At 41.0% G+C, this 22,329-nt stretch carries 21 protein-coding genes and 2 tRNA genes; 2 read left to right on the top strand and 21 right to left on the bottom strand.

Translation table 11 applies throughout. The annotated features are described in order from the left end of the window. Positions 1-69: 69 nt before the first annotated feature. The 4 genes from SOR_RS04155 to gyrA all read right to left on the bottom strand — a co-directional run bounded on the left by SOR_RS04155 (position 70) and on the right by gyrA (position 5,723). The gene (locus tag SOR_RS04155; RefSeq protein WP_000196320.1) at positions 70-1,350 is read right to left on the bottom strand and encodes an O-acetylhomoserine aminocarboxypropyltransferase/cysteine synthase family protein; all 1,281 of its coding nucleotides are present in this window, start codon (positions 1,348-1,350) and stop codon (positions 70-72) included. A 150-nt stretch (positions 1,351-1,500) separates the two neighbouring features. Beyond that, the gene (locus SOR_RS04150; protein WP_000254772.1) at positions 1,501-2,298 is read right to left on the bottom strand and encodes a formate/nitrite transporter family protein; all 798 of its coding nucleotides are present in this window, start codon (positions 2,296-2,298) and stop codon (positions 1,501-1,503) included. A gap of 201 nt (positions 2,299-2,499) precedes the next feature. Beyond that, positions 2,500-3,255 carry a class A sortase gene (locus SOR_RS04145; RefSeq protein WP_000018510.1) on the bottom strand — a complete coding sequence of 252 codons (756 nt, stop codon included), beginning with the start codon at positions 3,253-3,255 and terminating at the stop codon, positions 2,500-2,502. Continuing rightward, positions 3,255-5,723, bottom strand: coding sequence for a DNA gyrase subunit A (gene gyrA / locus SOR_RS04140; protein ID WP_001154051.1), 2,469 nt, complete (start codon positions 5,721-5,723; stop codon positions 3,255-3,257). The genes SOR_RS04145 and gyrA overlap by 1 nt, the downstream gene beginning before the upstream one ends. 196 nt (positions 5,724-5,919) lie before the next feature. Between gyrA and SOR_RS04135 the strand changes: the two genes are divergently transcribed. After that, positions 5,920-6,906: an L-lactate dehydrogenase gene (locus SOR_RS04135; protein ID WP_000127489.1), complete on the top strand. Its 987-nt coding sequence runs from the start codon at positions 5,920-5,922 to the stop codon at positions 6,904-6,906. Positions 6,907-7,037: 131 nt separating this feature from the next. Here SOR_RS04135 and SOR_RS04130 read toward each other — a convergent pair whose 3' ends face one another. Together SOR_RS04130 and SOR_RS04125 are read right to left on the bottom strand one after the other, a co-directional pair. After that, positions 7,038-7,313, bottom strand: coding sequence for an HU family DNA-binding protein (locus tag SOR_RS04130; RefSeq protein ID WP_001284636.1), 276 nt, complete (start codon positions 7,311-7,313; stop codon positions 7,038-7,040). A 107-nt stretch (positions 7,314-7,420) separates the two neighbouring features. Continuing rightward, positions 7,421-8,257 carry a DegV family protein gene (locus SOR_RS04125; protein WP_000195455.1) on the bottom strand — a complete coding sequence of 279 codons (837 nt, stop codon included), beginning with the start codon at positions 8,255-8,257 and terminating at the stop codon, positions 7,421-7,423. Positions 8,258-8,398: 141 nt separating this feature from the next. On the opposite strand from SOR_RS04125, the gene SOR_RS04120 reads away from it, so the two are divergent. After that, positions 8,399-9,247 carry a YitT family protein gene (locus SOR_RS04120; RefSeq protein WP_000619787.1) on the top strand — a complete coding sequence of 283 codons (849 nt, stop codon included), beginning with the start codon at positions 8,399-8,401 and terminating at the stop codon, positions 9,245-9,247. A 22-nt stretch (positions 9,248-9,269) separates the two neighbouring features. Here the strand turns inward: SOR_RS04120 and SOR_RS04115 are convergent, their stop codons facing one another. The 15 genes from SOR_RS04115 to SOR_RS04045 all read right to left on the bottom strand — a co-directional run bounded on the left by SOR_RS04115 (position 9,270) and on the right by SOR_RS04045 (position 22,216). After that, a complete protein-coding gene (locus SOR_RS04115) occupies positions 9,270-10,667 on the bottom strand; it encodes an APC family permease (RefSeq protein ID WP_001020294.1) in 1,398 nt (465 codons plus the stop codon). Between the two features lie 213 nt (positions 10,668-10,880). Next, positions 10,881-11,450, bottom strand: a complete 570-nt coding sequence (locus SOR_RS04110; RefSeq protein WP_000506264.1) for a hypothetical protein — start codon at positions 11,448-11,450, stop codon at positions 10,881-10,883. 18 nt (positions 11,451-11,468) lie between these two features. Next, positions 11,469-12,881, bottom strand: coding sequence for a Fe-S cluster assembly protein SufB (gene sufB / locus SOR_RS04105; protein ID WP_000797070.1), 1,413 nt, complete (start codon positions 12,879-12,881; stop codon positions 11,469-11,471). 57 nt (positions 12,882-12,938) lie between these two features. Further along, positions 12,939-13,379 (bottom strand): Fe-S cluster assembly sulfur transfer protein SufU, encoded by a 441-nt coding sequence (sufU, locus tag SOR_RS04100; protein ID WP_001218483.1) that lies wholly within the window; start codon positions 13,377-13,379, stop codon positions 12,939-12,941. Beyond that, on the bottom strand, positions 13,366-14,592 hold the full coding sequence (locus tag SOR_RS04095; RefSeq protein WP_000887694.1) for a cysteine desulfurase: 1,227 nt from the start codon (positions 14,590-14,592) through the stop codon (positions 13,366-13,368). The genes sufU and SOR_RS04095 overlap by 14 nt, the downstream gene beginning before the upstream one ends. A 10-nt stretch (positions 14,593-14,602) precedes the next feature. Further along, positions 14,603-15,865 carry a Fe-S cluster assembly protein SufD gene (gene sufD, locus SOR_RS04090; protein WP_000159657.1) on the bottom strand — a complete coding sequence of 421 codons (1,263 nt, stop codon included), beginning with the start codon at positions 15,863-15,865 and terminating at the stop codon, positions 14,603-14,605. A 27-nt stretch (positions 15,866-15,892) separates the two neighbouring features. Then, entirely contained in the window at positions 15,893-16,663 is a 771-nt protein-coding gene (sufC, locus tag SOR_RS04085; protein WP_000114489.1) for a Fe-S cluster assembly ATPase SufC, read from the bottom strand. 152 nt (positions 16,664-16,815) lie between these two features. Then, on the bottom strand, positions 16,816-17,010 hold the full coding sequence (locus tag SOR_RS04080) for a DUF3272 family protein (RefSeq protein WP_000198269.1): 195 nt from the start codon (positions 17,008-17,010) through the stop codon (positions 16,816-16,818). A gap of 27 nt (positions 17,011-17,037) precedes the next feature. Then, positions 17,038-18,696: a DNA polymerase III subunit gamma/tau gene (dnaX, locus tag SOR_RS04075; RefSeq protein WP_000283840.1), complete on the bottom strand. Its 1,659-nt coding sequence runs from the start codon at positions 18,694-18,696 to the stop codon at positions 17,038-17,040. Then, on the bottom strand, positions 18,696-19,193 hold the full coding sequence (locus SOR_RS04070) for a GAF domain-containing protein (RefSeq protein ID WP_000887143.1): 498 nt from the start codon (positions 19,191-19,193) through the stop codon (positions 18,696-18,698). Before SOR_RS04070 ends, dnaX begins: the two co-directional genes overlap by 1 nt. A gap of 82 nt (positions 19,194-19,275) precedes the next feature. Then, positions 19,276-20,478 (bottom strand): 30S ribosomal protein S1, encoded by a 1,203-nt coding sequence (gene rpsA / locus SOR_RS04065; RefSeq protein WP_001001617.1) that lies wholly within the window; start codon positions 20,476-20,478, stop codon positions 19,276-19,278. A 162-nt stretch (positions 20,479-20,640) separates the two neighbouring features. Beyond that, positions 20,641-20,712 (bottom strand) — tRNA-Gln (locus tag SOR_RS04060). Between the two features lie 8 nt (positions 20,713-20,720). Beyond that, positions 20,721-20,801, bottom strand: a tRNA-Tyr gene (locus SOR_RS04055). A gap of 49 nt (positions 20,802-20,850) precedes the next feature. After that, positions 20,851-21,081, bottom strand: coding sequence for a DUF2969 domain-containing protein (locus SOR_RS04050; protein WP_000037107.1), 231 nt, complete (start codon positions 21,079-21,081; stop codon positions 20,851-20,853). 112 nt (positions 21,082-21,193) lie between these two features. After that, on the bottom strand, positions 21,194-22,216 hold the full coding sequence (locus SOR_RS04045; protein WP_000214920.1) for a branched-chain amino acid aminotransferase: 1,023 nt from the start codon (positions 22,214-22,216) through the stop codon (positions 21,194-21,196). Between the last annotated feature and the right edge of the window lie 113 nt (positions 22,217-22,329).

Raw genomic sequence — 22,329 nt, 5'->3', positions numbered from 1 at the left:
AACCATTATATCATGCCTGAGGGAAAATCAAAAACAGCGAGTCGAAACCCACTGTTGATATCTTTTACTTTAAATTTTTTCCAAGGCTAAACGCAAATCTTCAATCAAATCCTCTACATTTTCAAGACCGATAGACAAGCGAATTTGGTTTGGTGTGACACCTGCTGCTTCTAGGTCTTTTTCTGACAATTGACCGTGAGTGGTTGTCGCAGGATGGACAACAAGTGATTTGGCATCTGCTACGTTTGCAAGGTCAGAGAAGATTTCTAAATTATCAATGACCTTGCGAGCCTCTGTCTCTCCACCTTTGACATGGAAGGTAAAGATTGAACCAACACCTTTTGGCAAATATTTCTCAGCCAAGGCATGATAAGGACTGTCAGCAAGTTTTGGATAGTTGACTTTTTCAACCTTAGGATGGTTGACAAGGAAATCAACAATTTTCTCTGCATTTTGCACATGGCGTTCGACACGAAGAGAGAGCGTTTCGAGCCCTTGGAGCAAGAGAAAGGCATTAAATGGTGACAAGGCAGCACCTGTATCACGGAGCAATTGAACACGAACAGCGATAATAAAGGCTGCTGCACCAACATCCCGAGTATAGCTCAAGTTGTGGTAACTTGGATCTTCCTCAACAAATTGAGGGAATTTCCCTGAAGCTGCCCAGTCAAAACGACCGCTATCGACAATAACTCCTCCAATAGTCGTACCATGTCCACCGATAAACTTAGTTGCAGAGTGAATGGCAATATCTACACCGTGAGAGAAGACGTTAATCAAATATGGTGTGGCAAAAGTGTTGTCAGAAACGAGAGGAATCTGGTGTTTATGCGCAATCTCAGCCAATTTTTCCAAGTCAGGAATGTTAATCAAGGGATTCCCCAAGGTTTCAATCAAGACAAGCTTTGTATTGTCATTGATAGCTGCTTCCACTTCCTCTAAATTATCCACATCTACAAAGGTTGTTGTGATTCCATAACGAGGAAGGGTTTCCTTCAAGAGGTTGAAGGTCCCACCGTAAATAGTTGATGCAGCCACCACATGGTCACCTGCGTGAGCAAGCGCCAAAATAGTGTAGGTTACAGCAGCCATCCCTGATGCTGTCGCTAGTGCTCCAACACCACCTTCAAGAGCAGCGATTCTTTCCTCAAAGGCTGCTGTTGTAGGATTGGTGATACGAGTATAAATGTTCCCTGGTTTTCTCAAGGCAAACAAATCGGCACCTTCTTGCGTGTCATCAAAAACGAAGGATGTTGTTTGATAAATCGGTACTGCACGGGATTTAGTCGCTGGATCAACTACTTGTCCAGCATGTAATTGTAGAGTTTCAAATTTAAAATCACGAGTCATATGACGACCTCCAAATAGCTTCATTAGGGATATTGTATCATCTTGGGCTAGTCTTTTCCAATACCGTTTTTCTATATTTTGATATAAGGAACAACTATGACTAGTCTTACACATCAAACAAAAAAGCACGATTCACTCGTGCTCATTTCTTTAATCGACATAAGTATCTTCGTTTTTATTGAGGAAGGCGTAAGGCAAGCCCATCAAGAGACCTCCTCCGATAAAGTTTCCGACAAAGGTTACACCCCAGTGACGAAGAATATTAGGTATGTCAAAGTTAGCAATTGAATCTGCTGCAACACTGAACTTAACAATCGCAAAAGAAGCAAAGTTCGCAGCAATGTGTTCGTTTGTTAAGAATACAAACATGTAAATTGCTGACAAAACAAGCCAAAGTTTAGCTCCACCATCTTTCACCAAAACAAATGAAAGAATGGCAATGTTTACAAAGATATTGGCTAAAATACCTTCAAGTAAGACTAGCTCATTGGAACGACCTAACTTCATCTCTACAACCCCTGAAATGAAGCTATCATGTGTTAGATTTGCGAAGGCTGCAGAATGGGCAAAGCCCCAACCTGCTATCAAAGCTCCGATAAGGTTGAACAAGGTACAGTAAAGTAAAATCTCAGCTGTTTTTCTCCAAGAGATTTTTTTCAAGAAACTACCAGCTGTCAAAAACATCATATTTGAAGTTACCAACTCAGCATTCAAGAAAACAATGTAGGCCAATCCCCAAGCAAAAACAAATGGGAAGAGGAAGCGACCACTGCCTGGTGCGATCTTATTAATCAAGTCAGCCCCAACTGCACCCGCAGCCGTACTAAATGTTAAAAAGGCACCTGCAAACATGGAACGAATTGCATACTTAAACTTGCTTTGACTATAAAGACTTTCTTTCTTCTTACAAGCAAATTCAATCTTTGAGATAAATTCTGAAGAAACCAATAAAAAAACTCCTAAACTTTTATTTGTGATAATTATAACATAATTCTTGTTTTCTAGAAAGCGTTTTCTGTAAATTTCTAAAATATTTATCTTAAAAATCTTTATCCTAAGCCTTCTTATCCTTTTTCATAAGAACTATTTTGATCCTATTTTGTTGACATAAAAAACCAGTGAAATAGCACTTCACTGGTTCATTCATTCTTAATAACGTTGTCTATACGGTTGATTAAAGGCCTTCAAAATATCCTCAGAAGTCTCAGAATAAGCTTTTGATTCTTTAAAGATTCCTTTGACGATTATACGCTCGGTCGCATTATAATCAACACAGGTAACCAAAGTAATCTCTTTTACGCCATCACGATCTTCGATTTCATCTACACGGTCTGGTGTAACACGTTTTACTTCTGTAATCTCATAAGTATAAACTTTATCCTTATCGGTCAGGTAAATTTTCATACCTGCTTTGGCATTGACCAAAGGTGAGAAGAGCATTTGACTGGCATTTTCAGCAGTAAAGATATGGTGACTGGCTAGAGAATAGTTGCCTTCTCCCATTTTTTGGTCTGGTTTCATGGTCCCTGCTCCGTAGAACAGGTTTACATTATCCAACCCTTTGAAAATAGGAAGGTTAATCTCTACTTCAGGAATAGCAATACCTCCAATAACAGGAAGTTTCTGAGCATCCCATTGTGAAGCCAATACAGCTTCGGATGAAATAGACTTAACAGAGTCAAAATCAAAATTTCCCTCGGATTTTAGATTTTCATCTATATTTTCCTTAGTGACTTGATTGACTTGGTATTTATTGGTATTCCAGACCAAAAAGAGATCACGAATCTTTGAATTAAAAATTAAAGCTAGCGATAAAAGAATTAAGAAACCTGCTAAAATATTGATAAATAGATTTCTTCGCTTGTTTTTCTTACTCTTTTTATTTTTCGTTTTTTTATGAGACATTATGCTTCACCTTCTGTTTCAATTTCAGTCCCAACTTCTTCCTTTTCTGCCGCAGCAACCGTTGTAAAGGTCACAATCTTAGCATCCTGATCTAGACGCATCACCTTAACTCCCATAGTTGAGCGTCCCGTTTGTGAAATATTGGCAACATTTGTACGGATCATGACACCTGTATCTGTGATAATCATCAGGTCTTCATCCCCCTTAACAGTGAGGAGACCTGCCAGAGGACCATTCTTCTCAGCAACATTGGCCGTCTTCATTCCTTTACCGCCACGGCCTTTAGTAGGGTATTCAGTAGCAAGTGTACGTTTACCATAACCTTTTTCAGTGATGATAAGGACCTCATCCTGATCAGTGATGACACTAGCACCAACTACAGTATCTCCTTCACGAAGGTTAACTCCTCGGACACCTGTGGCAATTCGACTCATGCCACGAACAGCTGACTGATTAAAGCGAACAGAATAACCAAACTTGGTACCAATGATGATATCGGTATCTTCTTCTGTCAGCAAGACATTGATTAATTCATCCTCATCCTTGAGATTCAAGGCTTTAAGTCCATTTTGACGAATATTTGCAAATTCTTTAACACTGGTTCTCTTCACAATACCGTAACGAGTTGTAAAGAAGAGATAGGCGTCATCACTACGTTCAGACTCAACATTGATGATGGTCTGAATGCTCTCACCTTCGTCCAACTTCAAAAGATTGACAACTGGCAAGCCCTTAGCGGTACGACCGTATTCAGGGATTTCATAACCTTTTAGTCGGTATACGCGTCCTTTATTAGTAAAGAAAAGCAAATGATCATGGGTGCTGGTCGAAACCAACTCACGCACAAAGTCATCATCCTTTACACCCGTACCTTGAACTCCACGACCACCACGTTTTTGAGCAGTAAACTCACCTTGATCCAGACGTTTGATATAGCCCTTGTTAGATAGGGTAATCAAAACATCCGTTTCTTCAATCAAATCTTCATCTTCAAGAGTTAAGACTTCTCCGATCATCAACTCCGTACGACGCTTGTCACCAAACTTGCGTTTGACTTCGTCCAATTCTTCTTTGATAATTTGCGCCACACGCTCAGGTTTGGCAAGAATATCAGCCAAATCTGCAATCAGGGCAATTAATTCGTCATACTCTGACTGAATTTTATCACGTTCCAATCCTGTCAAACGACGAAGACGCATATCAAGGATAGCTTGACTTTGACGTTCAGAAAGCTTAAACTTGCTCATCAACTCAGCTTGTGCTTCGGCATCTGTTTCACTTGCACGGATAATACGAATCACTTCGTCGATATGATCTAGCGCAATTAGAAGACCTTCTAAGATGTGAGCACGCGCTTCTGCTTTTTCTTTATCAAAACGTGTACGGCGAACAACCACTTCCTTTTGGTGCTCGATATAAGCATCCAAAATCTGACGAAGGGACAAGATTTTTGGCACGCCATTTTGAATAGCCAGCATGTTGAAACCAAAGTTGGTTTGCATCTGGGTCATCTTGAAGAGGTTGTTAAGGATAACGTTGGCAGAAGCGTCACGTTTAACCTCGATTACAAAGCGAACGCCTTCACGGTTGGACTCATCACGTACAGCTGTAATGCCCTCAATTCGTTTTTCCTGAACCAAGCGAACAATATGCTCATGCACCTTGGTTTTATTAACCATATAAGGGAATTCCGTTACAACGATACGCTCACGACCCGTCTTAGTGGTTTCAATCTCTGTACGAGAACGAAGGACAATGGAACCTTTACCAGTCTCATAAGCCTTATGGATACCTGATTTTCCCATGACAAGAGCACCAGTCGGAAAATCTGGACCAGGCAAGACTTCCATCAAGTCCTTAGTCGTCACTTCAGGATTATCCATAACCAACTTCACTGCATCAATGGTTTCACCCAAGTTGTGAGGTGGAATATTGGTTGCCATCCCAACAGCGATACCAGTTGCCCCATTGACCAAAAGGTTTGGAAAACGAGCTGGCAAAACCAAGGGTTCACGTTCGTTAGCATCGTAGTTATCTACGAAATCAACGGTGTTTTTATTGATATCACGAAGCATTTCAAGAGCAATCTTGCTCATACGTGCCTCAGTGTACCGTTGCGCGGCTGCACCATCCCCGTCCATAGAACCAAAGTTTCCATGCCCATCAACAAGCATGTAACGGTAGCTCCACCACTGGGCCATACGAACCATGGCTTCGTAAATAGAGGAATCTCCGTGTGGGTGGTATTTACCCATAACATCCCCTGTAATACGGGCTGATTTTTTATGAGGTTTGTCTGGTGTAACACCTAGTTCATTCATTCCGTAAAGAATACGACGGTGAACAGGTTTTAAGCCATCTCGAACATCAGGAAGGGCCCGCGCGACGATAACGCTCATGGCGTAGTCGATAAAGCTGGTCTTCATCTCCTTTGTCAGATTGACATTCACTAAATTTCTATCCTGCATTCATAAATGCCTCATTTCACTATTAGTAACTAGATATATTATACCATAAAGTGTAGATCATTTCAGTCTTTGGAAATCACTAAAACGTTTACATACTTATCCCGAAGGTATATCCGTGACAAAGCTTAGCAAAAGTGATAGAATGAAATCAAATGGGGGTTCCCCCCTTAATAAAATAAAGGAGATGTTTAGACAAATGACAGCAACTAAACAACACAAAAAAGTGATCCTTGTCGGTGACGGTGCCGTAGGTTCATCTTATGCTTTCGCGCTTGTAACCCAAGGAATTGCACAAGAACTTGGTATCATTGAAATTCCTCAATTGTTTGAAAAAGCAGTTGGTGATGCTGAAGACCTTAGCCACGCGCTAGCTTTTACTTCACCTAAAAAAATCTATGCAGCTAAGTACGAAGACTGTGCGGATGCAGACCTTGTAGTTATCACTGCTGGTGCTCCACAAAAACCAGGTGAAACTCGCCTTGACCTTGTAGGTAAAAACTTGGCAATCAACAAATCAATTGTTGAACAAGTTGTTGCATCTGGATTTGACGGTATCTTCCTTGTTGCTGCTAACCCAGTTGACGTCTTGACATACTCAACATGGAAATTCTCAGGTTTCCCTAAAGAACGCGTTATCGGTTCAGGTACTTCACTTGACTCAGCTCGTTTCCGTCAAGCACTTGCTGAAACTATCGGTGTTGATGCACGTTCAGTTCACGCCTACATCATGGGTGAACACGGTGACTCTGAGTTTGCTGTTTGGTCACACGCTAACGTTGCCGGTGTTAAATTGGAACAATGGTTGCAAGCTAACCGTGACTTGAATGAAGCTGACCTTGTTGAACTCTTCATCTCAGTTCGTGATGCAGCTTACTCAATCATCAACAAAAAAGGTGCTACTTATTACGGTATCGCCGTTGCCCTTGCTCGTATCACTCGTGCTATCCTTGACGATGAAAATGCGGTGCTACCACTTTCTGTATTCCAAGAAGGTCAATACGGTGTTGAAAACGTCTTTATTGGTCAACCTGCTATCGTTGGTGCACACGGTATCGTTCGTCCAGTTAACATCCCATTGAACGATGCTGAAACTCAAAAAATGCAAGCATCAGCAAAAGAATTGCAAGCTATCATTGATGAAGCATGGAAAAACCCTGAATTCCAAGCAGCTTCTAAAAACTAATGAAAAGAAGGTTCTCAAACATGGGAGCCTTTTTCTTTTTGTACAGAATCATAACTCAACTTTTCAAATAAACAAAAAAAGCCTATCAACCAAGCAATGAAGATTGATACAATAGGCTTTTTGAAAATTCATTATTTAACAGCGTCTTTAAGAGCTTTACCAGCTTTGAATGCTGGAACTTTAGAAGCTGCGATTTTGATTTCTTTACCAGTTTGTGGGTTGCGACCTTTACGTGCAGCACGCTCACGAACTTCAAAGTTACCGAAACCGATCAATTGAACTTTTTCACCAGCTGCAAGGTATTCAGTTACTGCTGCAAATACAGCGTCAACTGCTGCTGCTGAATCTTTCTTAGTCAATTCTGTAGCTTCTGCTACTTTAGCGATCAAATCTTGTTTGTTTGCCATGTTAACAAATCCTCCAAATAATTTCTAATTAACAAATATAATCATATCCTAAAATCGGCTATAGGTCAAGTCAAAAACACTATTTTGACCATTTTTTCTCTATTTTTTTAGGAATTGTAGCGAATTAGAATCGCCCAAGCATTCTCTCCAGTATGAGTTTGAATAATAGAGCCAGTTTCCAATACAGAGATTGGCTTCTCAACATAAGGTTGCAATAATGCCTTCATCTCATTCGCCCATTCGTTCGTTCCAGCGTAGGAAATTCCAATTTCTGCAACTGATTTTTGGGAAAGAGTCTCGGTTAATTCCTCAAGCCACTTTTTGAAAGTTTTCGCTCCACGTCCTTTGACGATTGGTTGGAGTTCGTGGTTCTTCATCTGCATTACTACACGAATATTCAAGAGTGAGCTTAGTAATCCTGTCACACGTCCAATACGACCACCCTTAACTAAGTTTTCTAGCGTCGAAACACCGATATAGAGTTCTGTATGATTTTTGACGTCCTCTACATGAGCTAAGATCGTTTCTAAGTCTTTACCCTCTTTAGCAAGTTTTGCGGCTTCAACAACTTGGAACTTCAATGCTTGATCTGTAAAGGAACTATCAATAACCGTTACATCAGCAGTTGAGAGACTTGCCCCTTGACGAGCAGCTTCCACAGTTCCAGACAAGGCATGGGACATGTGAATGGCGATAATTTGACTGCCGTCTTTACCTAGTTCTTCAAAGACCTCAGCAAACACTCCTACAGGGGGCTGGCTTGTTTTAGGCAGATTCTTACTTTGTTGCATAAGATGAAGGAATTCTCCCTCTTTCAAATCTGCATCCGAATAAAGCACACTATCAATCATAACTGATAGAGGGACAACAGTGATATTTAATTCTTTAACTACTTCTGGTTCGATAGTAACAGAAGAGTCCGTTACAATTTTTACTTGTGTCATAATTCAATCTTTCTATTCTTCTCAATAGGATTGGGATTTTCTCCTTTATTATATCAAAAAAATGATAAAAAATCATAAGTGATCCGATGAAAAGAACTGAATTTTTGGTATAATCTATCTATAGAAAAGTGAGGAACAGCTATGATTCGAAAACTTCAACCGATTATCACCATTATTCTTGGAGCTGCTATCTATGCCTTCGGTCTTACCTACTTTGTTGTTCCTTATCATTTATTTGAGGGAGGGGCGACAGGTATTACCTTGATTACCTACTATCTCTTTAAGATTCCTGTCTCATTGATGAACCTCTTAATTAATATCCCTTTATTTATCCTGGCTTGGAAAATATTTGGACCTAAGACCCTCTACTCCAGCCTTCTAGGATCTATTTCTCTTTCCGTTTGGCTAGCAATTTTTGAGCGCATTCCTTTGCACATCGACTTGCAAGGTGATCTCATCATTGTCGCTTTAGTCTCAGGAGTCTTATTGGGGGTTGGTTTAGGAATTATCTTTAATGCTGGTGGAACCACTGGTGGCTCTGATATCGTCGCTCGTATCCTCAACAAATACACCAATATTTCGATTGGGAAATTGCTTTTTGGGATTGACTTTTTTATCCTAATGTTGATTTTGATTATCTTCCAGGACCTTCGTCTAGTTACCTATACCCTCTTATTTGACTTTATCATCGCTCGTGTTATCGACTTGATAGGCGAAGGAGGTTATGCTGGTAAAGGATTTATGATTATTACCCAATATCCTGATCAATTGGCCAAAGAGATTAACGATGAACTCGGACGTGGTGTTACCTTTATATCTGGTCAAGGCTACTACAGCAAAAAGGATTTAAAAATTATCTACTGTATCGTCGGTCGGAATGAAATCGTTAAAATGAAAGATATGATTCACAAAATCGACCCTCAAGCCTTTATCACCATCACTGAGGCTCATGAAATTCTGGGTGAAGGATTTACTTATGTGAAAGATTAAAAAAGCTGGGAATTCCCAGCTTTTATTCTTCTTCTGCGAGGGTTGAATGGCGGAACCCATAAGTAAAGTAAATGACTAGACCAACTAGAAGAGCAATGCCAAAGGCGATCCAGGTATCTAGACTATATTGAAGCATAAAGGAAACACAGATAAGAATGGAAAGAATTGGCAAAAGTGGCACCAAGGGTGTTTTAAACTCTCCCTCTTTTGGCATACCCTTATCCTTTCTGAGTTTTATTATTCCATAGGCTAGCAAAATGAGATAAGCTAGCGTACAGATATTTAAGAAGGCTGCAATACTGGCTAGAGGAAAGACTCCTGCAGCAATGGCTGAAGCAACTCCTGTTAAGAGGGTCGCATTTTTAGGAACGCGACTAGTCTTGCTTAATTGTTTGAAACTTTGAGGTAAAAGTCCATCACGTGCTAAGCTATAAATCATCCGAGACAAAGCATAAGTCATGGAGATACATACGGTTATCAGGGTTAGAATGGCTACAAGTGAAACATAATTTGCCGCCCAGCCGATACCAATACTCCGTAATGAAAATGCTACTGCATCGTCCACATTGAGCTTACTGTAGTGAACAATCCCTGTCAATACTAAGGTTACCAAAGCATAGAGAATGGTGACGATTGTCAGAGAAAGGACAATTCCGCGAGGAATATTTTTTTGCGGGCTTTGGATTTCATCAACTGCCATGGAAATAGACTCAAATCCGAGAAATCCAAAGAACATCAAAGATGCACCTGCCATAATCCCAGTGCTTCCTCCATAAATCTGGCCAAAGCCAAAAGGAGCAAAATTCGACCAATTTTCAGGTTTGATGTACCAAATACCAACTAGGATAAACAGGGCGAGAGCAGAGAATTTCAAGACTACTAAAAGCGAATTAAAGCGCAAGGCTGCCTTTGAATTCAATAAGACTACTCCTGTTACCAAAGCAAGCACCAAAATAGGTAAAAGGTCAATATAGGTACCTTGTTCAGGGTTAAAAGTGCCATTTAAGACTTGGGGCATGGAGATCCCATAATTACTGAGTAAGCCCTTAAAGTAAGCTGCCCAGCCAGACGCCACACCCGATATAGCCGTCATGAATTCCATGATGGTCAACCAACCGGCAATCCAGGCTGGCAATTCTCCTAGAATCGCATAGAGGTAACTATAAGCACCACCAGTTGCAGGCACACGAGAGGCAAATTCTGCGAAAAAGAGGGCAGATAGAGAAACACACAGGGCAGAAACCACAATGGAAATCACTAGTGATGGACCAGCTAGGGTGGCTGCTGCTGTTCCTGTAATGGTGAAAATCCCCGTCCCCACCATGGCACCTATTCCTAAAAGAATCAAATCCCACAACTTCAAATGGCAGTGCATCTCTGTCTGTCTCAGACTAACATCCTTGGTTCTAAAAATATTCATACTTCATCTCCACTAAATGTAATTGTTTTATTTTACCATATAAAAGCAGTTTTGTGAATATTTATTAGGTCCTTTTTTGAAAAAAATTCTGAACAGAAGGGATTCCTGTTCAGAATTTGCATTTTTACCCACTGATTCTTTCAATTTGTTACTTATCAAGCGAGTAAGCTCAACAGTATACTCCATTGAAAGTTTTTGGGGATTTGGGATTTTTTAAACTTCAAAATAAGGGAAGGGACGGTCACTATCTAAAGGACGATTTGGAACTTCTTGTTCCAAAATAGCGCGCCAACCTGATACCAATTCTTCAAAAGTCAATTGAGCTTCTGGAGAAGCTGTTGTCAGCTTCCGACCAAACCAAGCCATGGTTGCAGTTTCAAACTGAAGCATAGCGTACTGGATTACTGGTACATTTGCCTCTTCATAATTTTCATTTACTGCACGCGCTACTTCTGCCGCTTGCGGAAGGAGTTGATTGCTGATTTTATCAACAACAGTCGCATCCATCTCTCTCCATGAAAGAAGTTGACCATTTACCTGATAAAAGAGCTCAAAGGTTTCTTGATTTTCTTTGAAATTAGTAAGAACAAAAGCACGTTCTACTGCCTCAGGACCACCAGCAGCTTTTACAGCGTTTATCAAGAGGTTTTGTTCCATTTGTCGCCAATAATCATCTGCTTCTTCTGCTAAATCATTTGTAAAAGGTGGGACAATTTCCTCGACAGGAATTTCGCCTTTATTCGCTTTTTCGACATTACCGAATAATTTTTTTAAAAATCCCATTTGCTTCTCCTTTTGGATCTATCCGACTGAACCTTCCATTTCATAGCTAATCAAGCGGTTCAGCTCAACTGCATATTCCATTGGAAGCTCTTTAGTGAAGGGTTCGACAAATCCCATGACAATCATCTCGGTTGCCTCAGATTCTGACAATCCACGACTCATGAGATAGTAGAGTTGTTCCTCTGAAATCTTGGATACCTTGGCTTCGTGCTCCAAAGCAACTTGCGAGTTGTGAATTTCATTGAATGGAATGGTATCTGACGCTGATAAGTCATCCATGATAATGGTATCACACTCAATGTGAGAGACAGATTTCTTAGAGTTTTTGTTAAAGGTTACTTGTCCACGGTAGTCCACTTTTCCGCCGCCTTTAGCGATAGACTTAGACACGATAGACGAGCTTGTGTGTGGAGCGTTGTGGATCATCTTGGCACCCGTATCTTGGTGTTGCCCAGCATTAGCAAAGGCGATCGAAAGCATGGTACCACGCGCCCCTTCTCCATCTAGGTAAACAGATGGGTATTTCATGGTTGTTTTGGCACCCAAGTTTCCATCGATCCACTCAACAGTCGCATCTTTCAAGGCTTTAGCACGTTTGGTTACCAAGTTATAGACATTATCAGACCAGTTTTGGATGGTTGTATAACGCATGTAGGCTCCGTCCAAAGCGAAGATTTCTACAATGGCTGCGTGCAAACTGTTACTTGAATATGTTGGTGCTGTACATCCTTCTACGTAGTGGACGCTTGCTCCCTCATCAACGATAATCAGGGTACGTTCAAACTGACCTGTATTTTCGTTATTGATACGGAAGTAGGTTTGAAGTGGAATATCTACCTTGACACCTTTTGGCACGTAGATAAAGGTTCCACCAGACCATACTGCTGAGTTGAGAGCTGCCAACTTGTTATCTGTCGGCGGTACCAACTTCGCAAAGTATTGTTTAAACAAGTCTGGGTATTCCTTGAGGGCAGAATCCGTATCTGTAAAGATAATGCCTAACTTCTCAAATTCTTCTTTCATGTTATGGTAAACCACTTCTGACTCGTACTGGGCAGAAGCTCCAGCTAGATAAGCACGTTCAGCTTCTGGAATCCCGATACGTTCAAAGGTTTCTTTGATTTTTTCAGGAACTTCGTCCCAAGAACGGGCTGGTTTATCAGATGGTTTTTGGTAATAGATCAAGTCATCAAAGTCAATCTCTGACAAGTCTGCTCCCCAAGTTTGCATGGGCATTTTCTTGAAGGTTTCATAAGACTTCAAACGGAACTCCAGCATCCACTCAGGCTCACCCTTGGCAGCAGATAATTCACGAATAACACCTTCGTTGAGTCCTTTTCCTGTCGATAGGACAGGCTCTACATCATCATGGAAACCAAATTTATATTCACCAAGGTCAATTGGTTTTGGTTCTACTCTTTCTTCAGCCATAATATCCTTTCTTTCATTCTATATTACTAATGATTCATAAGACAAAAGAAACTTGTCTTACTGTTTTTCTTGATTTTCAATTGTTTTCTTAAGGGCATTCCAAGCTAGAGTTGCACACTTAATCCGTTGTGGGAATTTGGCAACACCTGATAAGAAAGCTGCATCGCCAAGTTGGTCTTGGCGGTCATTTTTTTGCCCTTGAACCATTTCAGAAAAAATGGTCGCAAGCTCTAAAATTTCTTGTTTGGTCTTGCCTAAAACTGCATCTGTCATCATACTAGCAGAGGCAGTTGAAATCGTGCATCCTGAATTTAGAAAAGCAATATCTTCCAAACGGTCCTCTGCGTCAAACTTGACAGAGAGGTTGATAACATCCCCACAGGTTGGGTTATTGAGGCTGATTTGCTCAGCATCTTCCAGCTTCCCTTGGTGATGTGGATTTTTCGAATGGTCTGCCACCACTGCCATATAAAGGCTATCTAGTTTAGAAAGTGCCATTGAAAAACTCCTTTGTCTTTTGTAGGGCATCGACTAGCTTGTCGCAATCTGCCTTGGTATTGTAGATATAAAAACTTGCACGAGCTGTTGCTGGGACTTCCAAATATTGGAGCAAAGGTTGGGCGCAATGGTGACCGGCTCGAACTGCTACTCCTTCATAATCAAGTGCTGTAGCTAGGTCATGGGGATGAAGATCCCCTAGGTTAAAGGCAATGACACCTGAACGTTGAGCCAGGTCTTGCGAACCATAAATGGTTAACCCTTCAATTTCCTGCAATTTTGGAAAGACGTATGCAATCAATTCCTGTTCATGAGATTCAATGGCATCCATACCAATCTTTTCTAGATAATCTACTGCAGCAGCTAGTCCAATTGCACCTGCCATATTAGGAGTACCAGCCTCGAATTTCCAAGGCAATTCCTTCCAACTAGCAGATTGTTCATAAACGAAATCAATCATTTCGCCACCAAATTCTACTGGTGACATTTGTTCCAGATACTTTTCTTTACCATAAAGGACGCCAATACCAGTTGGACCAGCCATCTTATGACCTGAAAAGGCAAAGAAGTCCACATCCAAGTCCTGAACATCAATCTTCATATGAGGCGTAGATTGAGCACCATCCACCACCATGATGGCTCCAACTTGGTGAGCCATTTGTGTGATTTCTTTGATGGGATTGACCACACCCAAAACATTTGAAGCGTGAGCTAGTGAAACAAATTTGACCTTGTCAGTTAATTTTACCTGCAAGTCAGCCATATCCAGAGATCCGTCCTTGAGATAAACATAGACAAGCTCCGCTCCAGTCTTGCGACAAGCTTCCTGCCAAGGAATGATATTGGAATGGTGTTCCATGATGGAAATCAAGACCTGGTCGCCCTCAGTCAAGATTTCTTCAGCATAGCGTGCTACCCAGTTAAGACTGGTTGTCGTTCCTCTGGTAAAGAGAACTTCCTTTGTAGAACCAGCATTGATAAACTTACGTATGGTTTCACGAGCAGCTTCATAGGATGCTGTCGCACGCTCCGCCAAGGTATGAACACCACGGTGAACGTTGGCATTGTCTTTCTCATAATAGCGATTGATTGTTTCAAGAACTGCTAGTGGTTTTTGTGTCGTCGCAGCATTGTCCAGATAGACCAGAGGTTCATCGTTGACAATCTGGTCTAAAATTGGAAAATCCTTGCGAATCGCTTCTACATCTAACATAGGCTTCCCCTTAGCGTTTTGACAATTTTTCTTCGATGGTTGCAATCATTTCGTCACGAACTTCCTTGACTGGAATCTCTACGATAACGGAGCCAAGGAAACCACGAACAACCAAACGTTCTGCAGTTGCCTTGTCCAAGCCACGGCTCATGAGGTAGTACATGTCTTCTGGATCTACCTGACCGATAGACGCCGCGTGACCTGCCGTAACATCATTTTCATCAATCAAAAGGATTGGGTTGGCATCTGAACGCGCCTGATCTGAAAGCATGAGAACTCGGCTCTCTTGTTGGGCATCCGCTCCCTTAGCTCCCTTGATGATGTGACCGATACCGTTGAAGGTCAAAGTTGCTTTCTCAAGAATAACCCCATGTTGCAGGATATTTCCAATAGAGTTGCAACCATAGTTGGTTACGCGAGTGTCAATCCCTTGCACCTGACGACCACTTGAAAGAGCTACAACCTTAAGGTCTGCATGGCTACCATTTCCAAGCAAGTCGCTATCAAAGTCAGCAACGACATTTCCTTCGTTCATGACACCAATAGCCCAGTCAATGCTTGCATCGTTGCCTAGTTTACCACGACGGCTAATGTAGGCAGTGACATTTTCACCTAAACGGTCAATGGCCGCAAATTTCACTTGCGCACCAGAACGAGCAATCACTTCAACTGTGATATTGGCAGTTGCTTTTGCACTACCTCCACCTCGTGACTCTAGACGTTCAAGATAGCTTATTTTAGAGTTTTTACCAGCAATGATAAGGATATGCTTGTTAAAGGGCACATCACTATCACTATCTTGGTAGAAAATTCCTTCGATAGGTTCTGTGATTTCTACATTGTCTGGAATATAGAGAACAGCGCCACTATTAAAGTAAGCTGTGTGGTAGGCTGCCAATTTGTCATCGTCGTACTTAACAGATGACATGAAGAATTCCTCAATAAGCTCTGGAATTTCTTCTAAAGCTGAGTGAAAGTCTGTAAAGATTACTCCTTGTTCAGCCAACTCAACTGGAGTTTGTTCAAAAACAGTCTGCGTTCCTACTTGCACCAATTTCAAGTGATTATCTAGAGCAGTGAAGTCAGGAACATTTGCTGACGGTTCACTTTCTGTAATGGTTCCATCTCCCAGATTCCAACGGTGAAATTTGACACGCTCGATAACTGGTAACTCTAAACTCTCAATCTTATCAAAAGCTTTTTGACGGAGGTCAGCCAACCAGCTTGGTTCAGCGTGCATTTCTGAAAAAAGTTTAATATTCTCTTTAGTCATTTACTTCTCCTAAAAGATACGAGGGAATTACAATTCTTCCTTGTAGTCGTAGCCAAGTTCTTCAGCTAGTTTTGCGTATCCTTCACGTTCCAAACGGGCAGCCAATTCTGGACCACCAGAAAGGACAACACGACCTTCCATCATCACGTGGACCACGTCTGGTGTGATGTAATTCAAAAGACGTTGGTAGTGAGTGATAATCATAGCACCAAAGCCTTCACCACGCATGGCATTGACACCTTTCGATACAACTTTAAGAGCATCAATATCAAGACCTGAGTCAATTTCATCCAAAAGGGCAAATGTTGGTTCCAACATCAAGAGTTGAAGAATTTCATTACGTTTTTTCTCACCACCTGAGAAACCTTCGTTGAGGTAACGCTCTGCCATTTCTTCTTTCATGTTGAGCAATTCCATTTTCTCGTCTAGTTTAGTGATGAACTCACGAACTGAAATCTTTTCATCATCTTCTTTACCAGCATTCATGGCTGCACGAAGAAATTCAGCGTTGGTGATTCCAGGAATTTCAGATGGGTATTGCATAGCCAGGAAAAGTCCCATACGCGCACGCTCGTCCACTTCCAATTCAAGGATGTTTACGCCATCAAACAAGACCTCCCCTTTGGTAACTTCATAGTTAGGGTTCCCCATAATAGCTGCAGAAAGAGTTGATTTACCTGTACCATTTGGCCCCATGATAGCTGCGATTTCTCCTGTTTTCAGAGTCAGATTGACTCCTTTCAAAATTTCTTTTCCTTCAATCTCAACGTGAAGATCTTTGATCTCTAATACTGACATGATAGTTCCTTTCTTTTTCTGGCCTACTTCCTTTATCCTTAAAGAAATCACTTACATTTCTCTAAAAAATACAAGAAAAGGTCCATAAATATACTCTACTAGTATAACAAAAAAAAGCCTAAAAGGCTTTGATTTTGTTTAGAAGCTAGTGACTAATCCTTGCGGTTTAGGTGCTGATCAATGGCATCTACTATTTTCCCCATTACATAACTTAATCTAAAATTTCGAAAAAGTAGAATGGCCCAAAAGGCTGCCATGAAATAGCGACCAGTCATCCAAGCTTCATTAAAAAAATAAGTCTCAGCAGCGGTAAATAGTGCTATCACGATAAATTGTTGTCTAGTCATAGGATTATTGTACCATGAAATCCACTTTTAGTCTTCTTCGACCATGACTTTATCAGCCAGAAATTCAAATCCCTCTGGAATCAGGCTTTCTTCTTCTACCTCTTGATCTGATTGAGAAGACTTGTTTCTAGCTGAAAATGCTGCTCGAACTTCTTTCCATTCCTCTAGGGAAATTGCCAGGATTTCAGGTGAAAATCCAGCCGCCTGGCTGAGAATATTGCCAAACATGGTATTGAGGTTATCCCGTTTCATGGTTTGCCCTGCATTGAAATTAGACTCAAAGGCTAAAATAGCATGGTGTTCGTTTGCCGCAACTGGTTGAGAACCAACAAGCAGAGCCTTATCAGGACCAGCTAAGCTTTCGATCACTTCTCCCCATGCATTCTGGAGGCGAATCAAGTTTTGCCGTGCCAATTCAGGATTTTCAACAGCTTCTTGTAGGATAGCCTGAACTTTATTACGGTCTACTCGATAGACTGTCTTGGAAGTGGCTGGACGACTAGGGATTGGCGCCACTTGTTTAGGCACCGTTTCAACATTTGCAAGTTCTTGTTTAAGACGAGCTACTTCCTGTCTCAGTGCAGAAATCTCACTTTCGACAGCTTCTGAAAGCACTGGTTCGGGCTTAATCTCAGCTAAACGAATGGTCATCATCTCAGCATAAATCTTAGGTTGTAGGCTTGCTTTCATATCTGCCAAGCTCACAGTCGCTATTCGAATCATTTCAAAGAGACTTTCCTGAGAAAGAGCTAGATTGTCCATAAAAACTGGACTATGATGAGTATTTTCGCCACCTGTCTGAACAACCAGTAGATCCCGCAAATACTGCAAGAGATCCGTCACAAAACGAGTCATGCTCTTGCCATTTTCAAACAAAAGATTCAAAGAATCGAGTGCTTTGGGGACATCCTGTTGGGCCAAAGCAGCCACATAGTCATCTAGAGCTGATAGACTAATGGTGCCTGTAATCTCCTCAGAGATAGCTGTAGTTAAAGCATTCCCTTGAGTCAAACTCAAGGCTTGGTCCAGAATAGACAAGGCATCCCGCATCCCACCTTCAGCTCGTCTAGCAATGATTTCCACAGCATCTGGTTCAGAACTGATATTTTCTTTTGACAAAATAGCTTGGATATGGTCCTTAATATCTTGCGTTCGAATTGATTTAAACTCAAAACGTTGGACACGCGATAAAATAGTTGCTGGAATTTTGTGCAATTCGGTGGTCGCCAAGATAAAGACAACATTTTGAGTTGGTTCCTCTAGGGTCTTCAAAAGCGCATTAAAAGCTCCTGTAGACAACATATGAACCTCGTCTATGATATAGACCTTATAACGTGCTAAACTAGGAGCGTAAGTAGATTTATCACGAATTTCACGGATCTCATCGACTCCGTTATTCGAAGCCGCATCCATTTCGATAACATCTTCTAAACTACCTTCTGTCACTGCCTGGCAGATATAACAGTTATTACATGGTTCTCCGTCCACTTGATTCGGACAGTTCATAGCCTTGGCAAAAATCTTGGCTACACTGGTCTTCCCAGTTCCACGAGGGCCCGAGAAAAGATAGGCATGACTAATCTTTTCCTGCTCAACTGCTTGTTTTAGGGTTTTAGCCACAACCTCTTGACCTACCAGTTGTGAAAAAGTCTGGCTTCTATATTTTCGATAAAGTGCTTGATACATTAGGCTTTCTCCTCAAACATCGTAAAGTCCCATTCTGTCTTCTCAAGCAAAATAGCGACAAATTGTTCCAAGTAATCACGGTCAACAGCATTGTAATCATCGATAAGTGAAGAATCCAGGTCTAAAACACCTAGCAATCGACCATTCTTGAGCATGGGAACTACGATTTCACTCTTTGCCATACTATCGCAAGAAATGTAGTTTGGATAGGTACTTACATCGCCAACTAAAACAGTCTCTTGAAACTCAGCAGCTTCTCCACACACGCCCTTCCCGAGCGGAATACGAATGCAAGAAACGCCGCCCTGAAAAGGCCCTAAAACCAATTCGCTACCATCAAACAGATAAAAACCTGCAAATACAGTATTCGGAAAGCGAGATTTTAGAAGGGCACTAGCATTCGAAAGATTGGCAAGAACATTGCTCTCACCTTCAAGTAAATAAGAGAGTTCCTCATTTAACAATTGATATTGTGATTGTTTTTCTGAATCTAACATAGAACTATTATATCAAAAATGGGAAAGAGACAAAAGAAAAATCCCTTGTTTTAAACAAAGGATTTTGTGATTATCAATTTGATTAAAGTTCGATATCACCGAACAAGTCAGCCATTGAGAATCCTGTTTGTGTTTCTGGAAGTTCGAAATCACGTTTTTCTTGACGTTTTGGACGACGTGGACGAGCAGCACGTTTTTCTTCTTTTTGTCCTTCTTCTTGAGCTGGACGCTCTTCAAGAGCTTTGATAGAAAGTGATACACGTTCTGCGTCAGCGTTAACATCAAGGACTTTAACAGTAACTTCTTGACCAACAGTAAGAGCTTCTTTTGGATTTTCGATACGTTTGTGTGAAATTTGTGATACGTGAACAAGTCCATCGATACCTGGCAATACTTCAACAAATGCACCGAAGTCAGTCAAACGTTTAACTGTTCCTTCTACTACATCACCTTTAGCCAATTTTTGCTCAACGCCATCCCATGGTCCAGGTGTTGTTGCTTTAAGTGAAAGTGATACGCGTCCTTCTTCTTCGTTAAGATCAAGGATCTTCACTTCGATTTCTTCACCAACAGTTACAACTGATTTAGGTGATACGTTACGTTCGTGTGACAATTCAGTCAAGTGAACCAATCCATCAACACCACCAAGGTCGATGAAAGCACCAAAGCTAGTGATACGAGCAACTTTACCAGTTACGACATCACCAACAGCCAATTTACCAAATACTTCAGCACGAGCTGCTGCAGTAGCTGCTTCAACAACTTCACGACGTGAAAGGATGAAGCGGTTTTCTTTAGGATCAACTTCCTTGATTTTAGCATCAAATTCTTGACCTACGAAACGCTCAGTGTTACGTACGAAACGAGTATCCAACATTGAAGCTGGGATAAATCCACGAACACCTTCAAATTCTACTGAAAGTCCACCTTTAACGGCACGAGTTCCTTTAACAGTAACAACTTCTTCTTCGCGTCCTACAAGTTTGTCCCATGCTTTGCGAGCTTCAAGGCGTTTTTTAGATACAAGGTATGTTACTGTATCAGTATCTTTACCAACTACTTGACGAAGTACAAGAACATCCAATACTTCTCCTACTTTCACAAAGTCATTGATATCTGCATCGCGATCGTTTGTCAATTCGCGAAGAGTCAAGACACCTTCAACACCAGTCCCAGAGATTGCAACGTTAGCTTGAGTCGCATCAACTGTCAATACTTCAGCACTAACAACATCACCAGGCTCAACTTGGCTAACGCTATTTAGCAAATCTTCAAATTCGTTCATCTAAAAAATCCTCCAACAATCAAGTTTTTCCAAACTTGACATACTTATAATTTTTTTCCTAAGCACCCGCAAAGACATGTTCATATCGTTCACGTCTTTCAATTATAAAAATAAAATACCCTAAGATATTTTTCTTTTTATCTTGAATTTATTACCTAAGAACTGGGGTAGCTGGATTCGAACCAACGCATGAGGGAGTCAAAGTCCCTTGCCTTACCGCTTGGCTATACCCCATTGATGAATGGAGAGAGAGGGATTCGAACCCCCGAACCCGAAGGAGCGGATTTACAGTCCGCCGCGTTTAGCCTCTTCGCTATCTCTCCAATGTTTAACGAGAACTATTATATCATGAAATTTTCAATAAAACAAGTATTATTTTGTCAAATTATAGTTTTCAATCAAAATTTCCACAGCTTTTTCAAGTTTTTTATAAAAACTATCGACATTTCCATTCTTTATGATGGCAAATTGGCTATCTAATTCGGCAATTTCCCCAATAACCTTTTTCCCGATCGTCAAAACGTATCCTTCATAGCTGTCTTTTCCAACAGTCACTTTTGCATCCGTTAATTGAATTTCAATTTTCTTATCTTTTTTACTCATTCTGTACCTCTTTTCACTTTTTCTATTGTACAAGAAAATGCTCAAACTAGCAAGAAAAAACTCCATTTCAGTCCTTACAACTGCTATGGAGTTCTTCTTTACTTCATGTCTTTTAGTCCACTTTGACAATCCATCCTTCAGGTGCATCTACATCACCAAATTGGATACCAGTCAATTCATCATAGAGTTTACGTGTCACAGGACCTACTTCTGTTTCACTATAGAAAACATGGAAATCATCGCCATGTTGGATGCCTCCAATTGGCGAAATAACCGCTGCTGTTCCACAAGCACCTGCCTCTACAAAACGATCCAAATTATCAATTGGAACATCACCTTCAATCGGTGTCAAGCCCAAGCGGTGTTCTGCCAAGTAAAGCAAAGAATACTTGGTAATAGATGGCAAGATGGATGGACTCAATGGCGTAACAAATTCGTTGTTCTCTGTGATTCCAAAGAAGTTGGCTGATCCGACTTCCTCAATCTTGGTGTGGGTAGCTGGATCTAGGTAGATAACATCTGAAAAATTACGTGATTTTGCCATTTTACCTGGTAGAAGACTAGCAGCATAGTTTCCACCTACTTTGGCCGCACCTGTACCATTTGGAGCGGCACGGTCGTATTCATCCTGAATCAAGAAGTTTGTTGGGACTAAACCACCTTTAAAGTAATTCCCAACTGGCATAGCAAAGATGGTGAAAATATACTCTTCTGCTGGTTTAACCCCGATAATATCCCCAACACCAATCAAAAGTGGACGAAGATAAAGGGTTCCACCTGTTCCATATGGTGGGACGTATTCTTCATTTGCACGCACAACTGCTTTACAAGCTTCTACAAACATTTCTGTCGGAACTTGTGGCATCAAGAGACGGTCGCAAGTACGTTGCAGACGCTTGGCATTTTCGTCAGGACGGAACAGTTGAACGCTACCATCCTTGGTACAATAGGCTTTCAATCCCTCAAATGCTTGCTGTCCATAGTGGAGACTTGGAGAAGACTCTGAAATATGCAAGGTTGCATCCTCTGTCAATTCTCCTTGATCCCATTGACCATTTTTGTAGTGAGCGATATAACGGTAAGGTAATTTCATATAAGCAAAGCCAAGATTTTCCCAATCAATTGCAACTGTCATGTGTTTCTCCTTTATACTATTCAAGCTATGTGTTCTATTCTACACTTTTCTAGTAAAATTTCAAGTATTATTTGTAATTTTCTGAAAATTTTTTCAACACAAAAGAAATCAGC

Source organism: Streptococcus oralis Uo5, from assembly GCF_000253155.1.
GTDB classification, from domain to species: domain Bacteria; phylum Bacillota; class Bacilli; order Lactobacillales; family Streptococcaceae; genus Streptococcus; species Streptococcus oralis_L.
Note: the sequence above shows the minus strand (reverse complement) of the source record. Positions and strands in the feature narration are given on the sequence as shown.

Bases quoted from the DNA above. Each gene is read 5' to 3' on its own strand.
- SOR_RS04155 (WP_000196320.1), bottom strand. From the start codon at position 1,350: ATGACTCGTGATTTTAAATTTGAAACTCTACAATTACATGCTGGACAA.
- SOR_RS04145 (WP_000018510.1), bottom strand. From the start codon at position 3,255: ATGTCTCATAAAAAAACGAAAAATAAAAAGAGTAAGAAAAACAAGCGA.
- gyrA (WP_001154051.1), bottom strand. From the start codon at position 5,723: ATGCAGGATAGAAATTTAGTGAATGTCAATCTGACAAAGGAGATGAAG.
- SOR_RS04135 (WP_000127489.1), top strand. From the start codon at position 5,920: ATGACAGCAACTAAACAACACAAAAAAGTGATCCTTGTCGGTGACGGT.
- SOR_RS04130 (WP_001284636.1), bottom strand. From the start codon at position 7,313: ATGGCAAACAAACAAGATTTGATCGCTAAAGTAGCAGAAGCTACAGAA.
- SOR_RS04125 (WP_000195455.1), bottom strand. From the start codon at position 8,257: ATGACACAAGTAAAAATTGTAACGGACTCTTCTGTTACTATCGAACCA.
- SOR_RS04120 (WP_000619787.1), top strand. From the start codon at position 8,399: ATGATTCGAAAACTTCAACCGATTATCACCATTATTCTTGGAGCTGCT.
- SOR_RS04115 (WP_001020294.1), bottom strand. From the start codon at position 10,667: ATGAATATTTTTAGAACCAAGGATGTTAGTCTGAGACAGACAGAGATG.
- SOR_RS04110 (WP_000506264.1), bottom strand. From the start codon at position 11,450: ATGGGATTTTTAAAAAAATTATTCGGTAATGTCGAAAAAGCGAATAAA.
- sufB (WP_000797070.1), bottom strand. From the start codon at position 12,881: ATGGCTGAAGAAAGAGTAGAACCAAAACCAATTGACCTTGGTGAATAT.
- sufU (WP_001218483.1), bottom strand. From the start codon at position 13,379: ATGGCACTTTCTAAACTAGATAGCCTTTATATGGCAGTGGTGGCAGAC.
- SOR_RS04095 (WP_000887694.1), bottom strand. From the start codon at position 14,592: ATGTTAGATGTAGAAGCGATTCGCAAGGATTTTCCAATTTTAGACCAG.
- sufD (WP_000159657.1), bottom strand. From the start codon at position 15,865: ATGACTAAAGAGAATATTAAACTTTTTTCAGAAATGCACGCTGAACCA.
- sufC (WP_000114489.1), bottom strand. From the start codon at position 16,663: ATGTCAGTATTAGAGATCAAAGATCTTCACGTTGAGATTGAAGGAAAA.
- SOR_RS04080 (WP_000198269.1), bottom strand. From the start codon at position 17,010: ATGACTAGACAACAATTTATCGTGATAGCACTATTTACCGCTGCTGAG.
- dnaX (WP_000283840.1), bottom strand. From the start codon at position 18,696: ATGTATCAAGCACTTTATCGAAAATATAGAAGCCAGACTTTTTCACAA.
- SOR_RS04070 (WP_000887143.1), bottom strand. From the start codon at position 19,193: ATGTTAGATTCAGAAAAACAATCACAATATCAATTGTTAAATGAGGAA.
- rpsA (WP_001001617.1), bottom strand. From the start codon at position 20,478: ATGAACGAATTTGAAGATTTGCTAAATAGCGTTAGCCAAGTTGAGCCT.
- SOR_RS04050 (WP_000037107.1), bottom strand. From the start codon at position 21,081: ATGAGTAAAAAAGATAAGAAAATTGAAATTCAATTAACGGATGCAAAA.
- SOR_RS04045 (WP_000214920.1), bottom strand. From the start codon at position 22,216: ATGACAGTTGCAATTGATTGGGAAAATCTTGGCTTTGCTTATATGAAA.